Annotated in this window: 24 protein-coding genes; 11 read left to right on the top strand and 13 right to left on the bottom strand. The window is 51.6% G+C overall.

Translation table 11 applies throughout. The annotated features are described in order from the left end of the window. Positions 1 to 3: 3 nt before the first annotated feature. The 3 genes from J0X00_RS09540 to nadC form a co-directional block, all read right to left on the bottom strand. The gene (locus tag J0X00_RS09540) at positions 4 to 1,812 is read right to left on the bottom strand and encodes an ATPase, T2SS/T4P/T4SS family (protein ID WP_282477974.1); all 1,809 of its coding nucleotides are present in this window, start codon (positions 1,810 to 1,812) and stop codon (positions 4 to 6) included. Then, on the bottom strand, positions 1,812 to 2,222 hold the full coding sequence (locus J0X00_RS09535; protein ID WP_218562707.1) for a prepilin-type N-terminal cleavage/methylation domain-containing protein: 411 nt from the start codon (positions 2,220 to 2,222) through the stop codon (positions 1,812 to 1,814). The genes J0X00_RS09540 and J0X00_RS09535 overlap by 1 nt, the downstream gene beginning before the upstream one ends. 173 nt (positions 2,223 to 2,395) lie before the next feature. Continuing rightward, the gene (nadC, locus tag J0X00_RS09530; RefSeq protein ID WP_282477973.1) at positions 2,396 to 3,283 is read right to left on the bottom strand and encodes a carboxylating nicotinate-nucleotide diphosphorylase; all 888 of its coding nucleotides are present in this window, start codon (positions 3,281 to 3,283) and stop codon (positions 2,396 to 2,398) included. A gap of 142 nt (positions 3,284 to 3,425) precedes the next feature. Here nadC and ampD point away from each other — a divergent pair, with 142 nt between their 5' ends. After that, positions 3,426 to 3,974, top strand: a complete 549-nt coding sequence (ampD, locus tag J0X00_RS09525; RefSeq protein ID WP_282477972.1) for a 1,6-anhydro-N-acetylmuramyl-L-alanine amidase AmpD — start codon at positions 3,426 to 3,428, stop codon at positions 3,972 to 3,974. A gap of 29 nt (positions 3,975 to 4,003) precedes the next feature. Here ampD and fldB read toward each other — a convergent pair whose 3' ends face one another. Further along, positions 4,004 to 4,525 (bottom strand): flavodoxin FldB, encoded by a 522-nt coding sequence (gene fldB, locus J0X00_RS09520; protein ID WP_282477971.1) that lies wholly within the window; start codon positions 4,523 to 4,525, stop codon positions 4,004 to 4,006. A 137-nt stretch (positions 4,526 to 4,662) separates the two neighbouring features. Here fldB and xerD point away from each other — a divergent pair, with 137 nt between their 5' ends. From xerD to lpdA, 7 genes are all read left to right on the top strand, one after another. Next, entirely contained in the window at positions 4,663 to 5,571 is a 909-nt protein-coding gene (gene xerD / locus J0X00_RS09515) for a site-specific tyrosine recombinase XerD (RefSeq protein WP_136486103.1), read from the top strand. Between the two features lie 15 nt (positions 5,572 to 5,586). Then, entirely contained in the window at positions 5,587 to 6,348 is a 762-nt protein-coding gene (gene dsbC / locus J0X00_RS09510; RefSeq protein ID WP_136486105.1) for a bifunctional protein-disulfide isomerase/oxidoreductase DsbC, read from the top strand. Between the two features lie 47 nt (positions 6,349 to 6,395). Further along, on the top strand, positions 6,396 to 8,135 hold the full coding sequence (recJ, locus tag J0X00_RS09505) for a single-stranded-DNA-specific exonuclease RecJ (protein ID WP_282477970.1): 1,740 nt from the start codon (positions 6,396 to 6,398) through the stop codon (positions 8,133 to 8,135). 370 nt (positions 8,136 to 8,505) lie between these two features. After that, positions 8,506 to 9,276 (top strand): pyruvate dehydrogenase complex transcriptional repressor PdhR, encoded by a 771-nt coding sequence (pdhR, locus tag J0X00_RS09500; RefSeq protein ID WP_136486111.1) that lies wholly within the window; start codon positions 8,506 to 8,508, stop codon positions 9,274 to 9,276. Positions 9,277 to 9,332: 56 nt separating this feature from the next. Next, positions 9,333 to 11,993 carry a pyruvate dehydrogenase (acetyl-transferring), homodimeric type gene (gene aceE / locus J0X00_RS09495; RefSeq protein ID WP_136486112.1) on the top strand — a complete coding sequence of 887 codons (2,661 nt, stop codon included), beginning with the start codon at positions 9,333 to 9,335 and terminating at the stop codon, positions 11,991 to 11,993. Between the two features lie 17 nt (positions 11,994 to 12,010). Then, on the top strand, positions 12,011 to 13,906 hold the full coding sequence (gene aceF, locus J0X00_RS09490; RefSeq protein ID WP_282477969.1) for a pyruvate dehydrogenase complex dihydrolipoyllysine-residue acetyltransferase: 1,896 nt from the start codon (positions 12,011 to 12,013) through the stop codon (positions 13,904 to 13,906). A 257-nt stretch (positions 13,907 to 14,163) separates the two neighbouring features. Further along, the gene (lpdA, locus tag J0X00_RS09485) at positions 14,164 to 15,591 is read left to right on the top strand and encodes a dihydrolipoyl dehydrogenase (protein WP_136486114.1); all 1,428 of its coding nucleotides are present in this window, start codon (positions 14,164 to 14,166) and stop codon (positions 15,589 to 15,591) included. A 173-nt stretch (positions 15,592 to 15,764) separates the two neighbouring features. On the opposite strand, the gene J0X00_RS09480 is transcribed toward lpdA, so the two are convergent. Then, positions 15,765 to 16,379, bottom strand: coding sequence for a LuxR/HapR/OpaR family quorum-sensing transcriptional regulator (locus J0X00_RS09480; protein WP_136486116.1), 615 nt, complete (start codon positions 16,377 to 16,379; stop codon positions 15,765 to 15,767). Between the two features lie 434 nt (positions 16,380 to 16,813). Here J0X00_RS09480 and hpt point away from each other — a divergent pair, with 434 nt between their 5' ends. Further along, the gene (gene hpt, locus J0X00_RS09475; RefSeq protein ID WP_136486118.1) at positions 16,814 to 17,347 is read left to right on the top strand and encodes a hypoxanthine phosphoribosyltransferase; all 534 of its coding nucleotides are present in this window, start codon (positions 16,814 to 16,816) and stop codon (positions 17,345 to 17,347) included. A 61-nt stretch (positions 17,348 to 17,408) separates the two neighbouring features. On the opposite strand, the gene can is transcribed toward hpt, so the two are convergent. Beyond that, positions 17,409 to 18,077 (bottom strand): carbonate dehydratase, encoded by a 669-nt coding sequence (gene can, locus J0X00_RS09470; RefSeq protein WP_136486120.1) that lies wholly within the window; start codon positions 18,075 to 18,077, stop codon positions 17,409 to 17,411. Between the two features lie 329 nt (positions 18,078 to 18,406). Between can and J0X00_RS09465 the strand changes: the two genes are divergently transcribed. Next, positions 18,407 to 19,324 (top strand): ABC transporter ATP-binding protein, encoded by a 918-nt coding sequence (locus J0X00_RS09465; RefSeq protein ID WP_136486122.1) that lies wholly within the window; start codon positions 18,407 to 18,409, stop codon positions 19,322 to 19,324. 7 nt (positions 19,325 to 19,331) lie between these two features. Further along, a complete protein-coding gene (locus J0X00_RS09460; protein WP_136486124.1) occupies positions 19,332 to 20,102 on the top strand; it encodes an ABC transporter permease in 771 nt (256 codons plus the stop codon). 68 nt (positions 20,103 to 20,170) lie between these two features. On the opposite strand, the gene panC is transcribed toward J0X00_RS09460, so the two are convergent. From panC to sfsA, 7 genes are all read right to left on the bottom strand, one after another. Beyond that, complete coding sequence (gene panC, locus J0X00_RS09455) at positions 20,171 to 21,049, bottom strand: pantoate--beta-alanine ligase (RefSeq protein ID WP_136486126.1); 879 nt, start codon at positions 21,047 to 21,049, stop codon at positions 20,171 to 20,173. Between the two features lie 11 nt (positions 21,050 to 21,060). After that, positions 21,061 to 21,855, bottom strand: coding sequence for a 3-methyl-2-oxobutanoate hydroxymethyltransferase (gene panB / locus J0X00_RS09450; protein ID WP_136486128.1), 795 nt, complete (start codon positions 21,853 to 21,855; stop codon positions 21,061 to 21,063). Beyond that, on the bottom strand, positions 21,852 to 22,361 hold the full coding sequence (gene folK / locus J0X00_RS09445) for a 2-amino-4-hydroxy-6-hydroxymethyldihydropteridine diphosphokinase (protein WP_136486130.1): 510 nt from the start codon (positions 22,359 to 22,361) through the stop codon (positions 21,852 to 21,854). The genes panB and folK overlap by 4 nt, the downstream gene beginning before the upstream one ends. Next, positions 22,358 to 23,722, bottom strand: a complete 1,365-nt coding sequence (gene pcnB / locus J0X00_RS09440) for a polynucleotide adenylyltransferase PcnB (RefSeq protein WP_136486132.1) — start codon at positions 23,720 to 23,722, stop codon at positions 22,358 to 22,360. Before pcnB ends, folK begins: the two co-directional genes overlap by 4 nt. A gap of 89 nt (positions 23,723 to 23,811) precedes the next feature. Continuing rightward, positions 23,812 to 24,702, bottom strand: coding sequence for a tRNA glutamyl-Q(34) synthetase GluQRS (gene gluQRS / locus J0X00_RS09435; protein ID WP_136486134.1), 891 nt, complete (start codon positions 24,700 to 24,702; stop codon positions 23,812 to 23,814). Between the two features lie 134 nt (positions 24,703 to 24,836). Continuing rightward, positions 24,837 to 25,283, bottom strand: a complete 447-nt coding sequence (gene dksA, locus J0X00_RS09430) for an RNA polymerase-binding protein DksA (protein WP_136486136.1) — start codon at positions 25,281 to 25,283, stop codon at positions 24,837 to 24,839. A gap of 125 nt (positions 25,284 to 25,408) precedes the next feature. After that, positions 25,409 to 26,164, bottom strand: coding sequence for a DNA/RNA nuclease SfsA (gene sfsA, locus J0X00_RS09425; RefSeq protein WP_136486138.1), 756 nt, complete (start codon positions 26,162 to 26,164; stop codon positions 25,409 to 25,411). Positions 26,165 to 26,231 lie beyond the last annotated feature (67 nt).

Genomic DNA, 26,231 nt, shown 5'->3' with positions numbered 1-26,231 from the left:
CGCTCACCAGGTCGCCAGACCCAGTACCCGCTGCAGCTCCGCCAGGCTGGTCTGCCCGGCGAGCAGTTTTTCACAGCCGGCTTGCTGCAAAGTCTGCATGCCCTGCTGACAAGCCAGCGACTCCAGCTGCTTCAGAGGTGCGCGCTGTAGCAGTGCATCGGCAATGACAGGTTCAACATTCAGCATTTCATAGATACCGGTGCGTCCGGCGTAACCACGATTACAGTGGGGACAGCCGTTCGGGTTGGCGGTAAAGATCACCGTGTCTGTTACCGACTTGCGCTGCTCAGTTGTCTGTTGCTGCTGCTCTTGTGCTGAATGAGCCGGCGCGCTTGCGGCAGGAGAGTGGGTTAGAGGACGGCTTTCTATATGAAGGCTTTCTATATGAAGTAAGTCGGCCTGCGCCCGGGTCAGTTGGGTGGCGATTTTACACTGCGGGCATAAGCGGCGTACCAGACGCTGAGCCACGATAAGATTCAGCGACGATGCCAGATTAAAAGGTTCAATGCCCATATTCAGTAACCGAATCAAAGTCTCTGCGGCTGAATTGGTATGCAGAGTGGATAGGACCAGATGCCCGGTCTGAGCGGCTTTGAGTGCAACGTCTGCGGTCTCGCGATCGCGGATCTCACCCACCATGAGTACATCCGGATCCTGACGCAGAAATGTACGCAGAGCCTGGGCAAAGCCAAATCCGATCGCCGGCTGGACTTGGACCTGGTTAATCCCGTTGAGGTTGATCTCGACCGGATCTTCTGCGGTAGCGATATTGAGGTGTTCACGATTGAGCTGCTGCAGCCCGCAGTATAACGAAATGGTCTTACCGCTGCCGGTTGGTCCGGTGATCAGGATCATGCCCTGTGGTTTGTGTAGAGCCTGCAGGTAGCACTGTTTTTGCTGCTTGCTGTAACCAAGCTGGTCCAGTTCAAGCGGCAGAGCCTGATTATCGAGCAGGCGCAGGACGATCTTTTCGCCCCATAAGGTCGGCAGAGTGGATACACGCAGGTCAATCGCGCTGTCATTATTGAGGCGCAGTTTGATCCGACCATCTTGCGGCAGACGGCGCTGGGCGATATCCAGCCGGGCAAGAATTTTCAGACGCGCTGCCAGGCGGCGACTGAGGTGCGGAGCCGGTTGCTGGGTCTGAATCAAGATGCCGTCACAGCGAATGCGGATGCGATAACTCGACTCGTAAGGTTCAAAATGGATATCCGAGGCCCGTTTGCGTACCGCGTCGAGTAACACCTGATGAATGAATCGGCTGACCGGTGCTTCGTCCTGGCTGACATCCAACTGATAATTGGCTTCATCTTCGGCAACCTGTACCGCATCGGCGAGCTGTTCCTGGCTGATCTCTTCGCGGCGCTCGGCATGATAGCTGGGGAGTGTCTCGCCATACAGACGTCGTATCGCCGCTTGCAGGCTGGGCTGATCAGTCAGCACCGGTTTAACCATCAGACCGGTGGCAAAACAGAACTCTTCTTCCGCTTGGGGCCAGCCAGGATCCGATACGGCCAGGGTTAACTCCCGACTGTCACGCTGCAGGGGCAGCGCCTGATAACGAATGATCAGCTCGCTCAGGCCCAGTTGCTGACACAAAGCCGGGTAGTCAAAGTCGTCGAGTTCAATCAGCGGCAGGCTGAACAGACGACTCAGTTGCTGGCTGAGTTCGGCCGGAGTCAGCACGCCTTGTTCAAGGATCGCTTGTGGTGCACTGATATGGCGGCTCAGCGTCTGGCGCTGCAGCGCTGTTTCCTGCTCGCCATCAAGGACGCCGGCCTGACGCAACTGGCGGAGTAATTGGGTGCTCATTATTGGTTGTCCGCACAGCTTTGCGGAGTCTCAAAATTCAGGTCTGAGGCAAGGTTGACGGTGCATCGCCAGCCACTATCCTGGCGGGTATACAAGATAGAAGAGCCGTTGAGTGAACCTTGCTCAAAGGTAAACTGCAGGGTATTGGTTTGTGGGGCAGTCACTTTTCCGAGCGGGGAGTTGTCCTGGTATTGAGTGAAGTCGGCCAGCGAGCCATTTTCCTGCCAGTAAAGCTCGGCCGGAGTGAGCAGAGATTTAAGGGTCGCCAGACCGGTGGCCAGTTCACTTTTGGCGACATAATTCTGATAGGCCGGAACACCGATGGCAGAAAGGACGCCGATAATAGCCACCACGATCATCAGTTCGATCAGGGTAAAGCCGGAAGGTTTAACGCTCAATTTACGCTGCATAACACTCTCTGGGTATGAATGGATGAGTGCTGAGTGTAGATGGGGCGAAGTGGCTAGCCGAGCAGGATAGAGACAGGTTACGAGCCGGACGGCAAAGGGACATACCCGCTCAACAAACGGTGTGCATCCGGTTTGCGAGCGGGGTTAAGTTTTACAACCTGGATTCTTGATGTCTAGTTAAAACGCATTGAAAGATCCATCGCACGCACATGCTTGGTCAGGGCGCCGACCGAAATGTAATCCACACCAGTTTCGGCGTATTCGCGCAGGGTTTGCATGGTCACATTGCCTGAGTTTTCCAGCGCCGCACGGCCTGCATTAATCGCCACAGCTTCACGCATCATCGGCACGGTGAAGTTGTCGAGCATGATGATGTCAGCACCGGCCTCAATGGCCAGGCGCAGTTCATCGAGGTTTTCTGTTTCCACTTCGACCGGTTTGCCCGGGTTAAGCTGCTTGGCGGTGGTGATGGCCTGAGTGATACCGCCACAGGCGATAATGTGGTTCTCTTTAATCAGGTAAGCGTCAAACACGCCGATACGATGGTTGAAACCACCGCCGCAGGCGACGGCATATTTCAGTGCGCTGCGCAGACCCGGTACCGTTTTACGGGTGTCGAGCAGACGGCAGTCGGTACCCTGCAGAGCCTTAACATACTCGGCAGTAATGGTGGCACAACCGGACAAGGTTTGGATAAAGTTCATCGCACTGCGCTCACCGGTCAGCAGAATGCGCGCCGGGCCGCTCAGTGAGCAGAGTTTCTGGTTCGGTTCAACTTTATCACCATCCTGGACGTGCCAGTCGATCTTGACTTCACCACCAAGCTGGCGAAAGACTTCATCAGCCCAGGCCTGGCCACAAAAGACACCATGCTCGCGGGTAATAATGGTGGCGCTGCCCTGAGCGTCGGCCGGAATCAGGCTGGCAGTAATGTCGGCATTCGGATCCAGTGTGCCACCCAGATCTTCTTTCAGGGTATCGCTAACCGAACGGGTAACTTCCAGTGGCAGGTGCTGTTTGAGGTAATCAAGGCGTTGTTGGCTGTTATGAGTATCTTTCATCGCAAATCATTCGGGTGAGTTGAACCGGGATGGGGATGATACGATGTGTGCGGCTGAAATTCAGCCCTTAATCTCGCATTTTGTCGTGACAGGGTTAAGATAGATGGCAGCAACCCGGCTTTTTCAGACAAAAGGTAGAATCATGATTGATGACCAGGGCTGGTACGCCGATGCGCGTCATGTCCCGTCGCCGTTTTTTGATCAGCGTAGTGATGCGCAGGATATTTCGCTGCTGGTGGTGCATAACATCAGTTTGCCGCCCGGCCAGTTTGGCGGACCTTATATTGAGCAGTTTTTTACCGGCTGCCTCGATCCGCAGGCGCATCCGTTCTTTGCCGTGATCCATAACATGGGGGTGTCCGCACACTGCCTGATCCGACGTGACGGTGAAGTGGTGCAGTTTGTGCCATTCAGCGCGCGTGCTTGGCATGCCGGGCAATCGAGCTTTGCCGGACGGACGCGTTGCAATGATTATTCGATCGGGATTGAACTGGAAGGGTGCGACTATGTCGCATACAGTGAGGCGCAGTATCAGGCACTGACCCGTATAACTCAGGCGCTGATGCAGACTTATCCGGCCATCACGCTGCCACGCATTACCGGCCATCAGTATATTGCCCCGGCACGCAAAACCGATCCGGGGCTGGTGTTTGACTGGCAAAAGTTTCGCCGTCTGCTGAACGGCCAATAACCGACGTTAAAGCGGCAGGTGCCCAGTGATTACAGTGCCTGCTGATACTCAACCAGGATTTGCTCGATCCAGGTTGCGATGCGTTCGTCACTCAGTTCATATTGTGAATCTTCGTCCAGCGCCAGGCCGACAAACTGACTGCCGTCTGCCGTGAGTGCTTTTGAGGCGTCAAACTGATAGCTGTCATCATTCGGCCAGTAGCCGATCAGGTTCGCCCCGGTCTTCTTGATCTCGTCGTGCAGCATGCCCATCGCATCGAGATACCATTCGCCATAGCCTTCTTGATCGCCTAAGCCGAACAAGGCGACGTACTTGCCGGTTAGCGAAACGCCAGCGATGTGATCCCATATTTCACTCCAGTCTTCCTGGATTTCGCCGAAATCCCATGTGGAGATGCCCAGTATTAACACATCATAGTCGCTCATGAAGCTGAGCGGGGTCTCTTTCACATTGTGAATGTCGAGCAGATCTTCACCTAAAATAGCGCGCATTTTTTCCGCCGCCATTTCGGTGTAACAGGTGGTGGAGCCGTAGAACAGACCGATCTTCATAATTACACGTTCATTTTTACTCTGGAATAGGGAATTCTAACCATAAAATAACCAAGAGTGCAGCGAATATCCTGCTATCGCCGGACATTTATGGTATTAAGCTTAGGTTTAGACAAAGAAAAAAGATGAGAAGGACAATGTCAGAGCCTTTTTCTCCCGATCAGGGGCTGGTGGAACAATTCCTTGATGCAATGTGGATGGAGCGCGGTTTATCTGAGAATACTCTCGCCTCATACCGCAATGATTTAACCAAACTGCTGCAGTGGATGGAAGCGCACAATTATCGCCTCGATTTCATCAGTATATCCGGGCTGCAGGAGTATCAGGGCTGGCTGGCGGATAAAGATTATAAACAGACCTCGCGCGCGCGCATGCTGTCGGCGATCCGGCGCCTGTTCCAGTATCTGCATCGTGAAAAAATCCGCAGCGATGATCCCAGCGCTTTGCTGGTCAGTCCTAAGTTGCCCAAACGGCTGCCCAAAGATCTGAGCGAAGAGCAGGTGGAGGCGCTGCTCAGTGCGCCTAATCCGGAGGATCCGATTGAGCTGCGTGACAAAGCAATGCTCGAGCTGCTGTATGCCACCGGGCTGCGTGTGACTGAACTGGTGTCGCTGACGATGGAAAACATCAGCTTACGTCAGGGCGTCGTGCGGGTGATTGGTAAAGGCGGCAAAGAGCGTCTGGTGCCGATGGGTGAGAATGCCATTGAGTGGATCGAAACTTTTATCTCACAGGGGCGGTCTTATCTGTTGGGCGAGCAGACTTCAGATGTGGTGTTTCCCAGTAAGCGTGCGCAGCAGATGACGCGGCAGACGTTCTGGCACCGGATTAAACATTACGCCATCATTGCCGGTATCGACGTAGAACTGTTATCTCCGCACGTATTGCGTCACGCTTTTGCGACCCATTTGCTCAACTACGGTGCCGACTTGCGTGTGGTACAGATGTTACTCGGTCATAGTGACTTATCGACCACGCAAATTTATACTCATGTGGCGACCGAACGATTGAAACAACTACATAGCGAGCACCACCCAAGGGCTTGATAGAAAGGATTTTTTATGAATTTACTACACCGGTTTTCACTGCTGCTGATGTCCCTGCTGGCAGTGTTTAGTCTGACAGGTCAGGCGTTGGCGGCGGACAGCCAGAGCTCAATTGATAAAAGCTTGTTTGAACAGCGTTTTGCTAAGCTGGGGCTGCAAGTGATGGACGTAGTGCCGTCCGATGTCGCTGGTCTGGTTGAAGTGCAGACCGGCAACGGTGTGCTGTTTGCCTCGCCGGATGCGAAACATTTTATTGCCGGCACCTTATATGCGCTGGATGATAACGGCGGTTACCGCGATGTACTGGCCGAGCGTCAGGCGCCAATCAATGCCAAGAAGATCGCCCGGTTTGAAGACAGCATGATTGAGTTTAAGGCTGATAATGAAAAGTATGTGGTGACCGTATTTACCGACATCACCTGTGGCTACTGTGTGCGTCTGCACAGCCAGTTGAAAGAGTATAATGATGCTGGCATTACCATTCGTTATCTGGCGTTTCCGCGTCAGGGGGCTGATGGTCAGGTGGCTGAGCAGATGGCTGCGATCTGGTGCAGCGACGATCCGAAACAGGCGATCCACAACGCGAAACTCAAACGTGAAATGCTGGATGTGTCCGGCAAGGATCTCGCTCAGTGTAAGCAGACCATCAAGCAACATTACAATCTGGGCCGCGAGCTCGGTATCAGCGGGACACCGGCTATTTTCCTGCCGAACGGTGAAATGGTGGGTGGCTATCTGCCGGCTGACCAGCTGCTGCAACGTCTGCAACAAATCTAATCAGAACAACCAAGGATACAGGCCTGATTTATCAGGCCTGACTGCATATGATCGAAATTCAACCAAGACCAGAACCGGACCTGTCGCTGCTGCCTGACACGATTCCGGCACTGCTGCGCCGTATCTATCTTAACCGCGGCATCAGCGATGTCGCTCAGCTGGAAAAAGCGGCAAAGGCGTTGCACTCTTATCAGCACTTGCACGGAATTGATAAAGCCGTTGAGCTGCTGTTTAACGCCATCCGTGAGCAGAAGCGTATCATTATCGTCGGTGATTTCGATGCCGATGGCGCAACCAGCTCGGCACTGTCTGTGCTGGCACTGCGTATGCTGGGCAGCCACAATGTCGATTATCTGGTGCCGAACCGGTTTGAGGATGGGTACGGACTCAGCCCGGAAGTGGTCGAGCAGGCGCTGGCCATGAACGCCGAAATGATCATGACGGTGGATAATGGTGTCTCCTCGATTGAAGGGGTGCGTTTTGCCAAGCAGCATGGCCTGCAGGTGTTGGTAACAGATCACCATTTACCGGGCCAGACCTTGCCAGAGGCCGATGCCATGGTGAACCCGAACCTGCAAAGCTGCGCCTTTCCGTCCAAGGCATTAGCCGGGGTGGGCGTGGCGTTTTATCTGATGATGGCGCTGTGTGTGCAGATGCGTAAAAGCGGCTGGTTTGCCCAGCAGGGGATGGCAGAGCCTAAACTGATGGAGCTGATTGACCTGGTGGCACTTGGCACTGTGGCTGACGTGGTGCCGCTTGATGACAATAACCGCATTCTGGTCCATCAGGGACTGCAGCGCATCCGTGCCGGAAAAGCCCGGCCCGGTATTCAGGCTCTGATTGAAGTCGCCAAGCGCGATGCCCGTAAACTGGTTGCTGCAGACTTCGGCTTTGCCCTTGGGCCGCGCATAAACGCCGCCGGTCGTCTGGATGATATGTCGTTCGGGGTTGAACTGCTGCTGAGTAACAACATTCATGCCGCGCGCCGCATGGCGAGTGAGCTGGACGGGCTCAATCAGACCCGTAAAGAGATCGAAGAGGGCATGAAGCAGGAGGCGATGGCGTTCTGTGAGCGGCTCCAGTTCAGTAAAGACAGTGAACTGCCGCATGGTCTGGTCATGTTTCAGCGTGACTGGCACCAGGGCGTGATAGGCATTCTGGCATCGCGGATTAAAGAGCAGTTCCATCGTCCGGTGATCGCGTTTGCCGATGGCGGCGATGGGTTGATCAAAGGTTCGTGTCGTTCGATTCCCGGCCTGCATATGCGCGACGCGCTGGATAAAATTGATACCCAGAATCCGGGCGTTATTCTTAAATTTGGTGGCCATGCGATGGCGGCGGGCCTGACCATTGAAGAGAAGAATTTTGAGCGTTTCAGTCGCCTGTTTGACCAGGTCGTGCGTCAGGATCTCGATGAAGCATTGCTGAAAGGGGTGATCCTGACTGACGGCGAACTGACGCCGGAAGAGTTCTCGATGCACACGGCTGAGATGTTGCGAGCTGGCGGGCCATGGGGTCAGGCATTTCCGGAGCCGGTATTTGAAGGTGAGTTTAAAGTCCTGCACCAGAAACTGGTGGGTGACAAGCACCTTAAGCTGATGCTAGAGCCGCTCTATAAAGGCCATCCGACCAACATCATGATCGATGGTATTGCGTTTAACGTCGATCTGCGCCGCTGGCCGGATGCCTCAGTCAAGACAGTACGCCTGGCCTACAAGCTGGATATCAATGAATTTCGCGGTAACCAGTCGTTACAACTGATGGTGGACCACCTCGAAGCCAGATAGAGCGAAAAGGGTGATTTACCGGGTAATAACTGGTTAAGAAACAAACAAAAGAGCGGCCAAATTGTGTGTCGCTCTTTTTTTATCCATTTTTTGTGAACTAAACCGGATTTTTGCTGAAAATATCGACTTTGTGAATGGTTGTAACTTACGGTTAATTTCTGCGCTGTATGTTTTTTGTAATTGGTATGACCAATGTTATTGCGGTTATAGCGCGCCCTTGTTAGCAAAGTGTTGGCGGGCGATGGCTTCTATGACTTAGGTCAATTTTTGACTGGACAGTCACGTTTTAATTATGTTAATTTCTGCCCCAACTTGAAATTGGTATTACCAATTGCCAGCAAGAATATAAAGAGTAGAAGAACAATAAATTATGGCTTATCAAAGGATTCGTCAGCCGAAGCTATCTGATGTGATAGAGCAAGAGTTAGAACGGCTGATCGTGGAAGGAACATTGGCCCCCGGGCAACAACTGCCTCCGGAGCGTGAACTGGCTAAACAGTTTGATGTTTCCCGCCCCTCAGTCAGAGAAGCCATTCAGCGCCTGGAAGCAAAACGTCTGCTTACCCGTCGTCAGGGTGGCGGCACTTTTGTCAGCGAAAACATCTGGAAGAGCTTTTCTGATCCTCTGCTAAATTTATTGTCTGTCCATTCGGAAACCCAACTGGACCTGCTGGAAGCGCGTCACGCGCTGGAAGGCATTTCTGCCTATTTTGCGGCATTGCGTGGTACGGAAGAAGATTTTGCCCGAATTCAGGCCTGTGTGGCACGAATCGGTGAACTTCAGGACGCCAAGGACGTTGAACAGGAATCGGCCACGGTGATGGAGTTTCTGATAGCAATTACAGAAGCTGCCCATAACGTGGTGTTGCTCCATATCGTTCGCAGCCTGGCTCCCCTGCTCGAGCAAAATATTCTGCAGAATTTTAAATTATTACGCCGCCGCCCCGAGGCGGTGGAAAAAGTAAGTAAACACCGAGCTAATATCGTGGATGCGATCGTGTGCGGTCAGCCGGAAAAGGCGCGTGAAATGTCTCATTCCCATTTAGCTTATATTGAAGAAACATTGTTGGATCTGACCCGGGAAGAGTCTCGTCGTGAGCGTTCCCTGCGCCGTATCCAGCAGGGTAATGATTCGCAGTAAAGCTGCGGTTCATTGCGATTCAAAATAAAATCCAACCAACAGAAGGATAGATCGCCATGTCTGACATGAAGCATGACGTAGATGCACTGGAAACTCAGGAGTGGTTAGCCGCGCTTGAGTCAGTTGTACGTGAAGAAGGCGTAGAACGTGCCCAGTTCCTACTTGAAGAAGTTCTGGAAAAAGCACGTTTAGATGGCGTTGATATGCCAACTGGTATCACTACCAACTACATCAACACCATCCCTGCAGCACAAGAGCCTGCTTACCCGGGTGACACAACACTGGAGCGTCGTATCCGCTCTATCATCCGCTGGAACGCGATCATGATCGTGCTTCGTGCATCGAAGAAAGACCTTGAACTGGGTGGCCACATGGCATCATTCCAGTCATCAGCTGCTTTCTACGAAACATGTTTTAACCACTTCTTCCGCGCGCCGAACGAAACTGACGGTGGCGACCTGGTTTACTACCAAGGTCACATCTCACCGGGTATCTATGCACGTGCATTCGTTGAAGGTCGTCTGACTGCAGAACAGCTGGACAACTTCCGTCAGGAAGTGGATGGCAAAGGTATTCCTTCATACCCACACCCTAAACTCATGCCTGAATTCTGGCAGTTCCCGACCGTATCTATGGGTCTGGGTCCAATCGCTTCTATCTACCAAGCTCGCTTCCTGAAATACCTGGAAGGCCGTGGCATGAAAGATACTTCAGCTCAGCGCGTGTACGCATTCCTGGGCGACGGTGAGATGGATGAGCCGGAATCACGTGGTGCAATTTCTTTCGCTGCGCGTGAGAAACTGGACAACCTGTGCTTCCTGATCAACTGTAACCTGCAGCGTCTGGACGGCCCGGTAATGGGTAACGGCAAGATCATCCAGGAACTGGAAGGTCTGTTCAAAGGTGCTGGCTGGAACGTAGTTAAAGTTATCTGGGGCAACAACTGGGATTCACTGCTGGCGAAAGATACCACAGGTAAACTGCTGCAGCTGATGAACGAAACCATCGATGGCGACTACCAGACATTCAAGTCTAAAGACGGCGCTTACGTACGTGAGCACTTCTTCGGTAAATACCCAGAAACAGCCGCTCTGGTTGCAGACATGACTGACGACGAGATCTTCGCGCTGAAACGCGGTGGTCACGAGTCTTCTAAACTGTACGCAGCGTTCAAGAACGCGCAAGACACCAAAGGCAAACCAACCGTAATCCTGGCTAAGACTGTTAAAGGTTACGGCATGGGTGATGCGGCGGAAGGTAAGAACATTGCGCACCAGGTTAAGAAGATGGATATGACGCACGTTGTTGCGATGCGTAACCGTCTGGGTCTGCAAGATCTGATTTCTGATGAAGAAGTGAACAACCTGCCTTACCTGCAACTGGAAGAAGGTTCGAAAGAATTCGAATACCTGCACGCTCGTCGTAAAGCGCTGCACGGTTACACACCTCAGCGTCTGCCTAACTTCACTCAAGAGTTCATCGCTCCTGAGCTGGAAGAGTTCAAACCACTGCTGGAAGAGCAGAAGCGTGAAATCTCTTCAACTATGGCTTACGTTCGTGCACTGAACATCCTGCTGAAGAACAAGAACATTGGTAAGAACATCGTTCCTATCATTGCTGACGAAGCGCGTACTTTCGGTATGGAAGGTCTGTTCCGTCAAATCGGTATCTACAACCCACACGGTCAGACTTACACCCCTGAAGACCGCGGCGTTGTGTCTTACTACAAAGAAGACACGGCGGGTCAGGTACTGCAGGAAGGTATCAACGAACTGGGTGCAATGTCATCTTGGGTTGCGGCTGCGACGTCTTACAGCACCAACAACCTGCCAATGATCCCGTTCTACATCTACTACTCTATGTTCGGTTTCCAACGTGTTGGCGACATGGCGTGGATGGCGGGCGACCAACAAGCACGTGGTTTCCTACTGGGTGCAACGGCAGGTCGTACAACTCTGAACGGTGAAGGTCTGCAGCACGAAGATGGCCACTCACACATTCAGGCTAACACGATTCCAAACTGTATCTCTTACGACCCGACTTTCGCATACGAAGTTGCGGTAATCATGCAAGACGGTATCCGTCGCATGTACGGTGAACAGCAGAACGTGTTCTACTACCTGACTCTGATGAACGAAAACTACGCGCATCCGGCAATGCCTGAAGGCGCGGAAGAAGGTATCCGTAAGGGTATCTACAAGCTGGAAACTCTGGCTGGTTCGAAAGGTAAAGTTCAGCTGCTAAGCTCTGGTACTATCATGAACGAAGTACGTAAAGCGGCAGTCATCCTGAGCGAAGAGTACGGCATCGCTTCTGATGTTTACTCAGTCACCTCTTTCAACGAACTGACTCGTGATGGTCAGGACGCAGAGCGTTACAACATGCTGCACCCTGAAGCAGAAGCGAAAGTACCATACATTGCAAGCGTAATGGGTACTGAGCCTGCTATCGCAGCCACAGACTACATGAAGAACTACGCAGATCAGGTTCGTGCCTTCGTACCTGCTGAATCTTACAAAGTTCTGGGTACTGACGGCTTTGGCCGTTCAGACAGCCGCGAAAACCTACGTCGTCACTTCGAAGTGAACGCAGGTTACGTAGTTGTTGCAGCGCTGAGCGAACTGGCTAAACGTGGCGATGTTGAGAAATCTGTCGTAGCGGAAGCTATCAAGAAGTTCGACATCGACACTGAAAAAACAAACCCACTATACGCTTAATTAAGGTAGGAAAAGCAATGGCAATCGAAATTAATGTACCAGACATCGGTGCGGATGAGGTTGAAGTTACCGAGATTCTGGTAAGCGTTGGTGACAAGGTAGAAGAAGAACAGTCTTTGATCACGGTAGAAGGCGATAAGGCTTCTATGGAAGTACCTGCGTCTCAAGCGGGTATCGTAAAAGAGATCAAAGTAGTGGCTGGCGACAAAGTTTCTACTGGCTCTCTAATCATGCTTTTCGAAGCAGAAGGTGCAGCAGCTGCTGCTCCTGCGGCAGAGGCAGCTCCGGCAGCAGCGGCCCCTTCTGCTGCAAGTGAGTTGAAAGAAGTTCACGTACCTGATATCGGTGGTGACGAAGTTGAAGTCACTGAAATCATGGTTGCAGTTGGCGACAGCATCACTGAAGAACAGTCTCTGATCACTGTTGAAGGCGACAAAGCTTCAATGGAAGTACCAGCACCATTTGCCGGTACTCTGAAAGAGCTGAAAGTGGCTGCTGGCGATAAAGTATCGACTGGCTCACTGATCATGGTATTCGAAGTCGCGGGTTCTGGCGCTCCGGCAGCGGCTCCGGCTGCAGCGGCGGCACCAGTTGCAGCAGCACCAGCCGCTTCAGCAGCAAAAGAAGTGAATGTTCCGGATATCGGCGGTGACGAAGTTGAAGTGACCGAAATCATGGTTGCAGTTGGCGACACAGTGACAGAAGAGCAATCTCTGATCACCGTAGAAGGCGACAAAGCTTCAATGGAAGTACCAGCACCATTCGCAGGTACCGTTAAAGAAATCAAGATCGCAGCGGGTGACAAAGTGTCAACCGGCTCACTGATCATGGTGTTTGAAGTGGCCGGCACTCCGGTGGCAGGTACAGCTCCGGCGGCAGCGCCAGCACAGGCCGCGGCTCCGGCAGCAGCGGCACCAAAAGCTGAAGCGCCAAAAGCAGCAGCTCCGGCAGCAACTGGCGATTTCCAGGAAAACAACGAGTACTCACACGCGTCTCCTGTTGTGCGTCGCCTGGCTCGTGAGTTCGGCGTTAACCTGGCGAAGGTTAAAGGTACTGGTCGTAAGAGCCGTATCCTGAAAGAAGACGTACAGAGCTACGTGAAAGAAGCGCTGAAACGTCTGGAATCTGGCGCAGGTGCAGCAGCATCTGGCAAAGGTGACGGTGCAGCTCTTGGCCTGCTTCCTTGGCCAAAAGTGGACTTCAGCAAGTTCGGCGAAACAGAACTGCAACCACTGTCTCGTATTAAGAAGATTTCTGGTGCTAACCTACACCGTAACTGGGTAATGATCCCGCACGTTACTCAGTGGGATAACGCAGATATCACTGAACTGGAAGCTTTCCGTAAAGAGCAGAACGCAATCGAAGCGAAGAAAGACACTGGCATGAAGATCACGCCACTGGTGTTCATCATGAAAGCGGCTGCTAAAGCACTGGAAGCGTTCCCGGCGTTCAACTCTTCTCTGTCTGAAGACGGTGAGAGCCTGATCCTGAAGAAATACGTGAACATCGGTATCGCGGTAGATACACCAAACGGTCTGGTTGTTCCTGTATTCAAAGACGTGAACAAGAAAGGCATCTACGAGCTGTCTGAAGAGCTGGCTCAAGTGTCTAAGAAAGCACGTTCAGGTAAACTGACTGCGGCAGATATGCAAGGCGGCTGTTTCACCATCTCAAGTCTGGGTGGTATCGGCGGTACTGCGTTTACGCCAATCGTAAACGCGCCAGAAGTGGGTATTCTGGGTGTGTCTAAGTCAGAAATGAAGCCAGTATGGAACGGCAAAGAGTTCGCGCCACGTCTGCAACTGCCACTGTCTCTGTCTTACGATCACCGCGTGATCGATGGTGCAGAAGGTGCACGCTTCATCACTTACTTGAACGGTTGCCTGAGCGACATTCGTCGTCTGGTTCTGTAATCGCGTTCAAATAAAATAAGGCGGCTGTTATAGCCGCCTTGGTTTAAGCATTGTCTTGCAATTTAATGATGGAAAAATTTTTTCCCGTTGAATTGTCGTCTAGCTCACAGGCTACATGGATTTACTTTTCACACCTTTAACATCTCTGTAAACTGTTGCGGTCTGAAAAATAGTCGTTTAAGTCATTCGTTTAACAAACAAAACAAATAGATAAAACACCCATAGCCTGTTAGGGATATTGACTACAAGAGGTCGAAATGAGCAAAGAAATTAAAGCCCAGGTTGTAGTGCTAGGTGCCGGTCCTGCTGGTTACTCCGCTGCATTCCGTTGTGCAGACTTAGGTCTGGATACTGTACTTATCGAACGTTACAACACTCTGGGTGGTGTCTGTCTAAACGTGGGTTGTATCCCGTCGAAAGCGTTGCTGCACGTAGCGAAAGTTATCGAAGAAGCGAAAGCGCTGGCTGAGCACGGTATCGTGTTTGGTGAACCACAAACGGACATCGACAAGATCCGTCTGTGGAAAGAAAAAGTAATCAACCAGCTGACTGGCGGTCTTGGCGGTATGGCTAAGATGCGTAAAGTTAACGTAGTGAACGGCCTGGGTAAATTTACTGGTCCTAACTCTATCGAAGTGACCGGCGAAGACGGTACTACCGTTGTTAACTTCGACAACGCTATCGTAGCTGCAGGTTCTCGTCCTATCGAACTGCCTTTCATTCCACATGAAGACCCACGTATCTGGGACTCAACTGACGCACTGGAACTGAAAGAAGTACCACAAAAACTGCTGATCATGGGTGGCGGTATCATCGGCCTGGAAATGGGTACGGTTTACCACGCACTGGGTTCTCAAATCGACGTGGTTGAAATGTTCGACCAGGTTATCCCGGCGGCAGATAAAGACATCGTTAAAGTCTTCACTAAGCGTATCGCGAAGAAATTTAACCTGATGCTGGAAACTAAAGTTACTGCAGTTGAAGCGAAAGAAGACGGTATCTACGTTTCAATGGAAGGCAAGAAAGCGCCGGCTGAAGCTGAGCGTTACGACGCAGTACTTGTGGCAATCGGTCGTGTGCCAAACGGCAAACTACTGGAAGCTGAGAAAGCAGGTCTGGAAGTGGATGAGCGTGGTTTCATCAACGTTGATAAGCAAATGCGCACCAACGTACCACACATCTTCGCTATCGGTGATATCGTAGGTCAGCCAATGCTGGCGCACAAAGGTGTGCACGAAGGTCACGTAGCAGCAGAAGTGATTGCTGGTAAGAAACACTACTTCGATCCTAAAGTTATTCCTTCAATTGCTTACACTGAGCCAGAAGTGGCTTGGGTTGGTAAGACTGAGAAAGAAGCGAAAGCAGAAGGTCTGAACTACGAAGTAGCGACTTTCCCATGGGCTGCATCTGGCCGTGCTATCGCATCTGACTGCTCAGACGGTATGACCAAACTGATCTTCGATAAAGAGACTCACCGCGTTATCGGTGGTGCTATCGTAGGTACTAACGGTGGTGAACTGCTGGGTGAAATCGGTCTGGCGATCGAGATGGGTTGTGATGCTGAAGACATCGCTCTGACTATCCACGCTCACCCGACTCTGCATGAGTCTGTGGGTCTGGCATCAGAAGTGTTTGAAGGTACCATCACTGACCTGCCAAACGCAAAAGCGAAAAAGAAAAAGTAATTCTTTTGGCTTCGGCTGACGATATCTCGTCACGCAGATAGACAAAGCCGCTGATTCTGTCAGCGGCTTTTTTGTGTCTGTCGCACTGCCTGGAGGTGAGCGGGTCAGCCGGAAAAACAGACAAAAAAATAGCGCCTGCAGGCGCTATTTTTTATCCGCTTATCGGCACAAGGTTACTGCTCTTTGTAGATACACAGCATGTCGAGATAGCTTTGCACCAGCTTAAGCACCTGACCTTCATCACGCACACGATTTGCCTGTACGAACAGTGAGTAGCAAACACCATGAAACAGGGTGGCCAGATCTTCAGAGTCATGCTGGTCACACACTTCACCACGCTCAATCGCCTTGGCAAACATGTTTTTCAGCAGCAGCTGGTTGGTGCGGTTGCTGGAGACAAACAGCGGCCACACTTCATCACGGGTCGAAGCACTCCACTCAAACCACACTTTCAGCCAGTGGCAATCATCGATTGCCAGTTTGACCATCTGCTCGGTGATGTTGCCAAGATTTTCTTTAGCGTGAGCATCGAGATCGATGTTGTCAGTGAGGAAGTTGGAAAACTGGCGTACTACATAAGTGAGCACGTCATCGACCAAATCTTCGCGAGTCGGGAAGTAGTTAAACACAGTAGCGACAGAAACCTGAGCGATTTCTGCGATATCGGCGTGACCGCCTCGACCAATCCCACGATTAGCAAAAACCTCCAGCGCAATTTCCATTAATTGCAGTTTACGTTTTTGCGGGGAAAGCCTGGTTCTGGGGCGTTTCTCGATAGATGCGTCCATAATTTTATTTCCTTGCCAATGGTTGTTAGCTGCGTTTTTTAGTAAACGCTAATGATTATATTGTTAATTGCTTGGTTAGCTCTATGAGTGTAATGGTGCATATGATTTAGGTCAACGTTTTGTGACTAAAAAATGTTCAGATCTATGAAATCTTTTTAAATTCAAGACGTTTAAATGGATTAAATTCTCACTAAAATGCAACTAATTGTATATTTGTGAGTCAGGTTGTGCGCTTTATACACGCTAAGTGAGCGGGCTGTGAGTGGCTACGACCACGAACGGCTATCGCGCATAGGGTGGGGAAGTCGATACGGGTTGGCGCTGAGCAGAGGTTAACACCCACTGTCTGCGGTGTTACTATACGCAGCGAATGATTCAGCGACGCGGCAAATTGCCTTTCCAGATTGGGGTCGCATCAACAAAACGAGATTGGTATGAAACACACAGTTGAAGTAATGATTTCTGAACAAGAAGTTCAGGAACGTGTTCGCACGCTTGGTCAGCAGATCACTGAGCACTATCAGGGCAGCGAAGACCTGGTTCTGGTCGGCCTGCTACGTGGTTCTTTCGTATTTATGGCGGATCTGGCCCGTGCGATCAACTTGACCCATCAGGTCGACTTTATGACAGCGTCGAGCTATGGCAATACCATGGAAAGTTCACGCGATGTGCGTATCCTGAAAGATCTGGATGACGACATCAAAGGCAAGGATGTCCTGCTGGTCGAAGACATTATCGACACCGGTAATACGTTAAATAAAGTGAAAGAGATTCTGTCACTGCGCGCGCCGAAATCAATTCAGATCTGTACGCTGCTCGATAAGCCGTCACGCCGTGAGGTGAATGTTGATGTGAAGTGGATTGGTTTTGAGATCCCGGACGAGTTCGTGGTTGGTGTTGGTATCGACTACGCGCAGAAATATCGTCATCTGCCATTTATTGGCAAGGTCATTCCGCAGGAAGGCTGAATAAAGCGAACAATGCCCACTTTCAGTGGGCATTGTTGTCTCTGTGGTAGAAAGAACCCGTTCAGCGACACAGCAGCTTGTGCTGCGGATTCAAAATTTTCGCCATCGACTGATTGTAGCTGTCATCAATGCCTTCGCGACTGTGACAGCGCACGCCTAAGTATTCCAGCCGGCCATCGCCGATCCCGTATACCACGCCGTGCAGCTCGACATCCTGGCCACGTTGCCAGGCATTCTGTAAGATGGTCGAGTTACCCAGGTTATACACCTGTTCCGCGACGTTAATTTCAGCCAGTTTGTCTGAACGGTCTTCGGCAGGCATCTGGTCGAGGTAAGTGCGGTGCTTGAAATACAGATCGCGAATATGCAGTAGCCAGTTGTTGATAAGCCCCAGTTGCGGGTTGTCAATCGAAGCCGTTACGCCACCACAGCCGTAATGGCCACAGATGATGATGTGTTTGACTTTAAGTACGTCAACCGCATACTGAACCACTGACAGGCAGTTGAGGTCGGTATGAATGACCTGGTTGGCCACATTGCGGTGGACAAACAGTTCGCCGGAATACAGGCCGGTGAGTCGTTCAGCAGGGACGCGGCTGTCAGAGCAACCAATCCATAGAAAGTCGGGGTTTTGTCCTTCGGCTAACTGTCTGAAGTATTCAGGTCTTTCGGCTTTGATCGACTCTGACCACTTAGAGTTGTTGTCGAATAGTTGTTTAATCTCTGGCATTTTACTTCCCTTTATGAATTGCCCTGTTATCTCAGCACACCTGTTTTATTATAGGCACAACAACGCGTTCTGATATCAGATTGCAGGCTGGCCAACTATACACAAAGTCGCACAGGCAAGCTCTGACAAATTTCCCTCCAGAGTACTCATCTGAGCAGTGAAAGGAAGCGCAAATTTTGCAACGAATGATTGGTAAAACAGAAGATTACGTGGGATGTACTGCCAGTTTGCAGTGTAATGCCCGTAATCTATTTCCCGGGCAGGGTTGAAAATCATCCTGCTCAACAGCACATCTAGGATGTTCAAACACAAAGAGTTTTTAGTCTGCTATGTACGCATTAGAGATAGAAGAGCTGCGCAAAACCTATGCCGGTGGTTTTGAAGCACTCAAGGGCGTCAGTCTGAAAGTCAGTAAAGGTGACTTTTACGCCCTGCTCGGCCCAAACGGGGCGGGTAAATCGACCACTATCGGTATCATTTCCTCTCTGGTTAACAAGACCTCCGGTGGTGTGAAGGTGTTTGGTCACAATATTGATACCCATCTGGAGCAGGCCAAGCAGCATCTTGGTCTGGTACCGCAAGAATTTAACTTTAATCCGTTTGAAACGGTGGAGCAGATCGTGATGCAACAAGCCGGTTATTACGGCGTGTCACGCACTCTGGCCAAAGAGCGGGCGGAAAAGTACCTGACTCAGCTCGACCTGTGGGAAAAACGTAAAGAGCGGGCGCGTAATCTGTCGGGCGGGATGAAACGCCGTCTGATGATTGCCCGTGCGCTGATGCATGAGCCGCAACTGCTGATCCTTGATGAACCGACTGCCGGGGTGGATATTGAACTGCGCCGCTCAATGTGGGAGTTTCTCAAGAAAATCAACCAGCAGGGCATTACCATTATTCTGACCACTCACTACCTCGAAGAAGCGGAAATGCTGTGTCGCCACATCGGTATCATTAACCGCGGTGAACTGATTGAAAATACCACTATGAAAGCGTTACTGGGTAAGTTACAGGTTGAAACCTTCATTCTTGATATCGACGATGAAAGCAAACTGCAAACTCTGCAGGATGTGGTGTCGCAACGTGTGGTTGAAGGTTCACTGGAGATTGAGTTGGCGAAAACCCAGGGCATGAATCACGTGTTTGCCCAGTTGTCGCAGATGGGCATCAATGTGATGTCGATGCGTAACAAGGCCAACCGTCTTGAAGAGCTGTTTGTCAGCATCGTACGCCAGCAGAGTGAGGGGTAAGCATAGTATGTATCAGATTTACTGGACGGCGTTTCGCAGCCTGCTGCGCAAAGAGATCAAGCGTTTTACCCGTATCTGGGTGCAGACCCTGGTACCGCCGGCGATTACCATGAGCCTGTATTTCATCATTTTTGGCAATCTGATCGGCTCACGTATCGGTGAGATGAACGGCTTCACTTACATGGAATACATCGTGCCCGGTCTGATTATGATGTCGGTGATCACCAACTCGTATTCCAATGTTGCCTCGTCGTTTTTCAGCGCTAAGTTCCAGAAGAACATTGAAGAGTTGCTGGTTGCGCCGGTGCCTAACTACGTCATCATTGGTGGCTATGTGATGGGTGGAGTGGCGCGTGGCCTGCTGGTCGGTGCTATGGTGACCTTTGTATCGCTGTTTTTCGTTGATCTTAGTGTCGATCACTGGGGCATCATCACAGCGACCGTGTTCCTGACCTCTGTGGTGTTTGCTTTGGGCGGTCTGATCAATGCTGTGTTTGCCCGCTCGTTTGATGATATCTCCATCATTCCGACCTTTGTACTGACACCGCTGACCTATCTCGGTGGGGTGTTTTACTCCATCAGTCTGTTGCCTGATGTGTGGCAGGTGGTGTCGAAGATCAACCCGATTGTCTATATGGTCAACGCGTTCCGTTACGGCTTTTTGGGCGTCTCCGATGTGGATATTACCACCTCGTTCAGTGTGTTGGGCGTGTTTGTGGTACTGCTGTATGCGGTGGCCCATTACCTGGTCAGCAAAGGGCGCGGGTTACGCAGTTAAAGCGCACGTGTTTTGAGCAATAAAAAAGGTCAACCGAGGTTGACCTTTTTTATATCCGGCGCAGCGTGTTACTCTTCTTCAGAGGAGGCTTTGGCTTCACTGAGATCCACCATCTGATTATCGATCAGACGTACTTTACCGAGGAAAGCCGACATCAGGATCACCGCCTGTTTGCTGTCGGCTGAGATTGGCAGCAGGGTACGGGCGTCGCGGATGAAAATTTCATCCGGCTCCAGATCCGCTGCGCGCAGCTGATCGATCGCATCTTCCACAATCGAGCTGTAATCAACCCGGCCGCCGCGAATCGCGCTGCTGATCCAGCGCATGGTGCGCGCCAGAACCGGTGCGCGCTGGCGCTCATCCAGAGTCAGCAGGTTATTGCGCGAACTCATTGCCAGGCCATCCATCTCACGTACGGTGGGTACACCAACGATCTCGAGATTGAGGCACAGATCGTCCACCATCTGGCGAATCACCGCCAACTGCTGATAATCTTTTTCGCCGAAGCAGGCCACATTCGGCTGCACGATGTTGAACAGCTTAGTGACGATCGTCGCCACGCCACGGAAGTGACCCGGACGCGAAGCGCCTTCCAGCATGTGCGATAAACCAGGTACTTCAACAAACGTCTGTTTATCCAGGCCGTACGGATACATGATGTCCGGCGTCGGGGTAAACACCAGATCGACTCCGGCAGCATTGAGTTTGCTCAGGTCGTCGTCCAGGGTACGAGGATAGTTGTTGAGATCATCGGCCCGTTCAAACTGCATCGGGTTGACAAAAATACTCACCACAACCACATCGGCCAGTTCACGTGCTTTGCGCACCAGCGTCAGGTGGCCTTCGTGCAAATTGCCCATCGTCGGAACAAATGCGATCCGGCGATCATCACGCTTATACTGTTTGATCTGCTCGCGCAGAGCGGAAATGTCAGCAAAAGTCTGCATGATTAACTCCTTTAGGCGATAGTATGTGCATCGTCAGGGAAAGCACCGCGCGTCACATCATCCATGTATTTCGCTACAGCCTTTCGCATATCCCCTGTTTCTGCGAGAAAGTTTTTCGAGAATTTCGGCATGTAGTTAGCCGAGATACCAAACATATCGTGCATGACCAGAATCTGGCCATCGGTAACATTACCTGCACCAATACCGATCACCGGCACATCAAGTAACTGGGTAATGCGTTGTGCCAGCGACGCCGGAACACATTCCAGCAGAATGATCTGGGCACCGGCTTCTTGCAGCGCCAGCGCATCTTTGACCATGCGATCGGCTTTATCCTGTTCACGGCCCTGAACCTTGTAGCCGCCAAAAATGTTCACCGATTGCGGAGTCAGGCCCAGATGGGCACAGACTGGAATCGCGCGCTCGGTCAACATTTTCACCGTGTCGACCAGCCAGTCACCACCTTCAATCTTCACCATGTTGGCCCCGGCACGAACGATTTTCGCCGCGTTTTCACACGCCTGCTCCGGCGTGGCGTAGCTCATAAAGGGCATGTCGGCCATCAGCAGGCAGTTCGGGCTGCCGGCTCGCACACAGCGGGTGTGATACACGATATCTTCTACTGTGACCGGCAAGGTGTCGCTTTGGCCTTGTAACACCATACCCAGAGAGTCACCGACCAACAGAACCGGCATCTCCTGGCTTTCAAACAGCTGGGCGAAACTGGCGTCGTAAGCGGTCGAGGTCGGGAATTTACGCCCTTCCTGTTTCCATTGCATCAGGTCATTAATGGTAATTTTTTTCATTTGTTGTCCTTACCAGGAGTTGGCGCATGCCAAATACTGAGCCCGTTACGCGGCACTGTGATTAACAGTTCGCTCAGCCCAGTCCCATCAGGGAGTTGTAAATTGGGTGCGATTTCTGCGAGCGGGTAAAGTACAAATTCACGCACTTTCATACCGTAATGAGGCACGATAAGTCGCTCGGACTCAATCACCTCATTGCCGTACAGCACGATATCCAGGTCGAGGGTACGTGGCCCCCAACGTTCGGCTTTACGAACTCGCCCGTGTTCCTGTTCGATTGCCTGGGTGCAATCTAACAGCTCCAGCGGGGTTAAGTCAGTTTCGATGGCGACGACCGCATTAATGTAATCCGGTTGGTCCTGTGGCCCCATCGGGGTGCTGCTATACAGCGACGAAGTCGCGATAAAACGCGACTTCGGGACAGATTTCAGTGCTTCAATGGCTTGTTTGGCCTGGGCCACCGGGTCACTTAGGTTACTGCCTACGGCGATATACGCTGTGATCATGACGAGGTTTTACTCTTTTTCTTACGTGGAGAGCGACGACGACGCGAACTCGGTTTGCCTGTGGCTGTTGTGCCATCGAGATCCGTCACCATCGCCTGGCGCATATTGCGCCCTGCTGTCTGGAAGGTTTCCCACCAGTCAGCCAGTTGTTTGGTTTCACCGCCTTCCACTTCGCCGCGCATCTCAAGAAAATCGAAGCCGGCGCGGAATTTATTCAGCTCCATCAGACGGAACGCGCGCTTACCGGTGCGGCGTGGCAGACGCAGTTGCAATTGCCAGATTTCACGGATTGTTGCCGTGTGGCGACGCGGAATCGCGATGCGTTTTACCACTTCATCTAGGATGCGGTTGCTGGCTTCCATCACCGCATCGTAATCGTTGAAGTTGTGGCTGTGCATCAGCTCTTTGGCCTGCTCCATCATCGGATACCACAGCATGGCGGCAAACATGAAGGCCGGATTGATCCGTTTGCCTTCTTCAATGCGCTGATCAGTGGAATCCAGCGCCAGATCCAGCATCAGCTCGGTCTGGGAGTCGTACTCTTCGCTAAAATACTGCGCTATGGTCGGAAACAGCTGCTGGAACAGGTCATATTCACGCATCAGGTGATACGTTTCCAGGCCGTATCCGGATTGCAGCATTTTCAGTGACTCTTCATACAGACGCGCAGCCGGAATATCGCGCAGCAGCGGAGCCAGATGTTCAATTGGCGCCGCGGTCTCTTCTTCGATGTCGAAATCGAGTTTGACGGCAAAGCGGATGGCACGCAGCATCCGCACCGGATCCTCGCGATAGCGGGTCTCCGGATCGCCAATCAGGCGCACCAGCTTGTCTTCCATGTCTTCCCGGCCACCCGCATAATCGTGAATGCTGTAATCGGCGATGTTGTAGTACATGGCATTGATGGTGAAATCTCGGCGCTCGGCATCTTCATCGATGGTGCCGTAGACGTTGTCACGCAGCAACATGCCGGCTTCAGACTGCGAAGCGAGCTGCTTGTTGTTTTCCTGGTGATGGCCACGGAAGGTCGCCACTTCAATGATGTCACGCCCGAACATAATGTGGGCGAGACGGAAGCGACGGCCAATCAGCCGGCAGTTGCGAAACAGCTGACGAATTTGCTCCGGCGTCGCATTGGTGGCGACATCGAAATCTTTGGGCTTACCGCCCAGCAGTAAGTCACGTACGCCGCCACCGACCAGATACGCCTCAAAGCCTGCACCATGAAGACGGTACAACACTTTTAGCGCATTCTCGCTGATCTGCTCACGCGAGACATTGTGATCCTGGCGCGTAATAATATTCAGAGCGAGCTCTGGGTATACGCGTTGTTTGCTTGGTTCTAAATCGTTGTTATTCATGTGCATCTGACATTGATTGGTGTTGCCTATTCAAGCGTTTTCTGCACCTGCGCTGGCTTAAACGGGCCGAATTTGCGGCTAATAATAGCTTACACAGCGCCATTTGAGAATCGCGCTGTGATCTGGGTCGCTGTGGGCAGTTGTGCAACCTGCCAGTGCTGACATCCCCAAAGGATGATCGCCTCGACACTGCTATCCATGAAATCTTCTGGAATATCAAAGCCTAAAAAACGCATTGCCGCCAAAAGTGCCGGTTTGGGTGCGGCCGGATCTATGGCGGGTGCGTGATTCTGCTTGGAGAGTTTATTCCCGTTGTCATCGAGTGCCAAAGGCAAATGTAAGTAACTGACCGGGTTTTGTTTTAAAGTGTGATACAAGCTGATTTGCCGTCCGGTCGGTTCAATCAGATCGGCACCGCGTACCACTTCGGTCACGCCTTGATCGATATCATCCAGTACCACGGCCAGATTGTAGGCGAACAGGCCGTCACGACGTTTGATGATGAAATCTTCCTGCGCCAATTCGGCTTGAATCGCAATCTCGCCGTGTTTGATATCATGAAATGCGAACACCGGACTATCCATACGTAGCCGGATGGCACACTCCGCGTTGATTGACAACGCTTTGTTACGACAGGTCCCGGGATAAAAACCGCCCGCCGCTTTGATTTGCTTACGGGTACACTGACAGGCATAGGCCTGGCCGCTAGTCAGCCAAGCGTCGATTTGCGCCTGATATAAGTCATGGCGCTGGCTTTGATAGACCACTTCGCCGTCCCAGTGCAGACCGTAGGCATCAAGTGCGTGCAGGATCCAGTCAGCGGCTCCCGGCATCTCACGTGGCGGGTCCAAATCCTCTATCCGTACCAGCCACTGTCCGTTGCGGGATTTGGCCTGGAAATAGCTCCCCAGCGCGGCAATCAGTGAGCCGAAGTGCAGGGGGCCTGAGGGGGAAGGGGCAAAGCGACCGATATAACTCATAGTGTTGAATATCTTGGTAATAAAACCGGGTTAGTGTAACCCAAAGTGCAAGCGTAGCACCATTATGCGCACCGGGTGGGGTGCGTACAAATAAAAAGGGAGCAATCTGCTCCCTTTTTATCATTCGATGGGGATTAACCCAGCATCTGCTTTTCTTTGATTTCTGCAAGTGTCTTACAGTCAATACACAGGTCAGCGGTCGGGCGAGCTTCCAGGCGACGTACGCCGATTTCTACCCCACAAGATTCACAAAAGCCAAAATCTTCTTCTTTGATCTTGTCTAAGGTCTTCTCGATTTTCTTAATCAAACGACGCTCACGGTCACGGTTGCGCAGTTCAAGGCTGAATTCTTCTTCCTGAGAAGCGCGGTCAACCGGATCCGGGAAGTTGGCTGCTTCATCCTGCATATGGTGTACAGTACGATCAACTTCTGCCCGCAGCTGGTTACGCCAGGCTTCTAAAATTTTTGTAAAATGAGCGATCTGCTCAGGTGACATGTACTCTTCACCTGGTTTTTCCTGATACGGCTCAACACCTGCAATGGCTAGGATGCCTAGCGTTTTCTTTTTGGACTCTTGCATACAGCATCTCCTACTAACACCTAGTCAACTGCGAGAGCAGTCAATTTAAGGCGGGTATCTATAGCAAAAAGAAGTGAGCGAGGCAAACACTCAATTATAAACTTATCTTCAATATCTAGCCCGCATCAATATTTTGTTGAATCCTGGGCAAAATCTATCGAAGAAACCAGTTGAATGTGGTGCTGGCAAAGTTCCGCTTTGTAGCACAGTACTTCGACACCCGCTTCTTGCGCCATTTGTAACAATCGTGAATAGTTCGCGTCTATATGGTGAGCGGGAGCGACTTTTTCAATACCTGAATGTAAAACAGTGAACAAAAGTACCGCTCTGCTCCCATTTCTGGCCATTTCTGTTAGCTCTCGCAGATGTTTCTGGCCTCGTGTGGTAACAGCATCCGGGAAGTAGCCCTGACCCGCGACAGGGGACTCTCCGTCCGGGTTTAAGTCGCCTTGCTGCAGCAGCGTGACACTTTTCACCTCTATATAACAGTGTGGACCGGATTCTGAGTTGAGCAAGATATCGATGCGGCTATTTTCATTGCCATATTTGACTTCGGTGCGTAACTGATCATAACCCTGCAGCTCTTTGATCGTACCATTTTGAATGGCTTCCACGGCCAGTTGGTTGGCGCGTGCGGTGTTGACGCAGATGCGGTGTCCGGCTGGCGTGTCGACCAGCTCCCAGCTGTGCGGATATTTGCGTTTCGGATTATCCGATGTCGAATACCATACCGTACTGCCGGGAATGGCGCAGCCGGTCATGGCACCGGTATTGGCGCAATGTATGGTCATGGTGTGATCATCGCCGGTGGTGACATCGGCCAGAAATCGTTTGTAGCGCTGGATCAAAGTCGCAGGCTGAAGAGGCGGGGAAAACTGCATAACTGACTCGTTTCGCTTCCATTACTGTTTTTATGTACAATATCGGCGCCATTAAAACACAAGGATA

The sequence above is a fragment of the Vibrio sp. ABG19 genome (assembly GCF_029962385.1).
Classification (GTDB): Bacteria; Pseudomonadota; Gammaproteobacteria; order Enterobacterales; family Vibrionaceae; genus Vibrio; species Vibrio ostreae.
The sequence above is the reverse complement of the archived record's forward strand: the minus strand, read 5'-3'. Positions and strand labels throughout refer to the sequence as shown.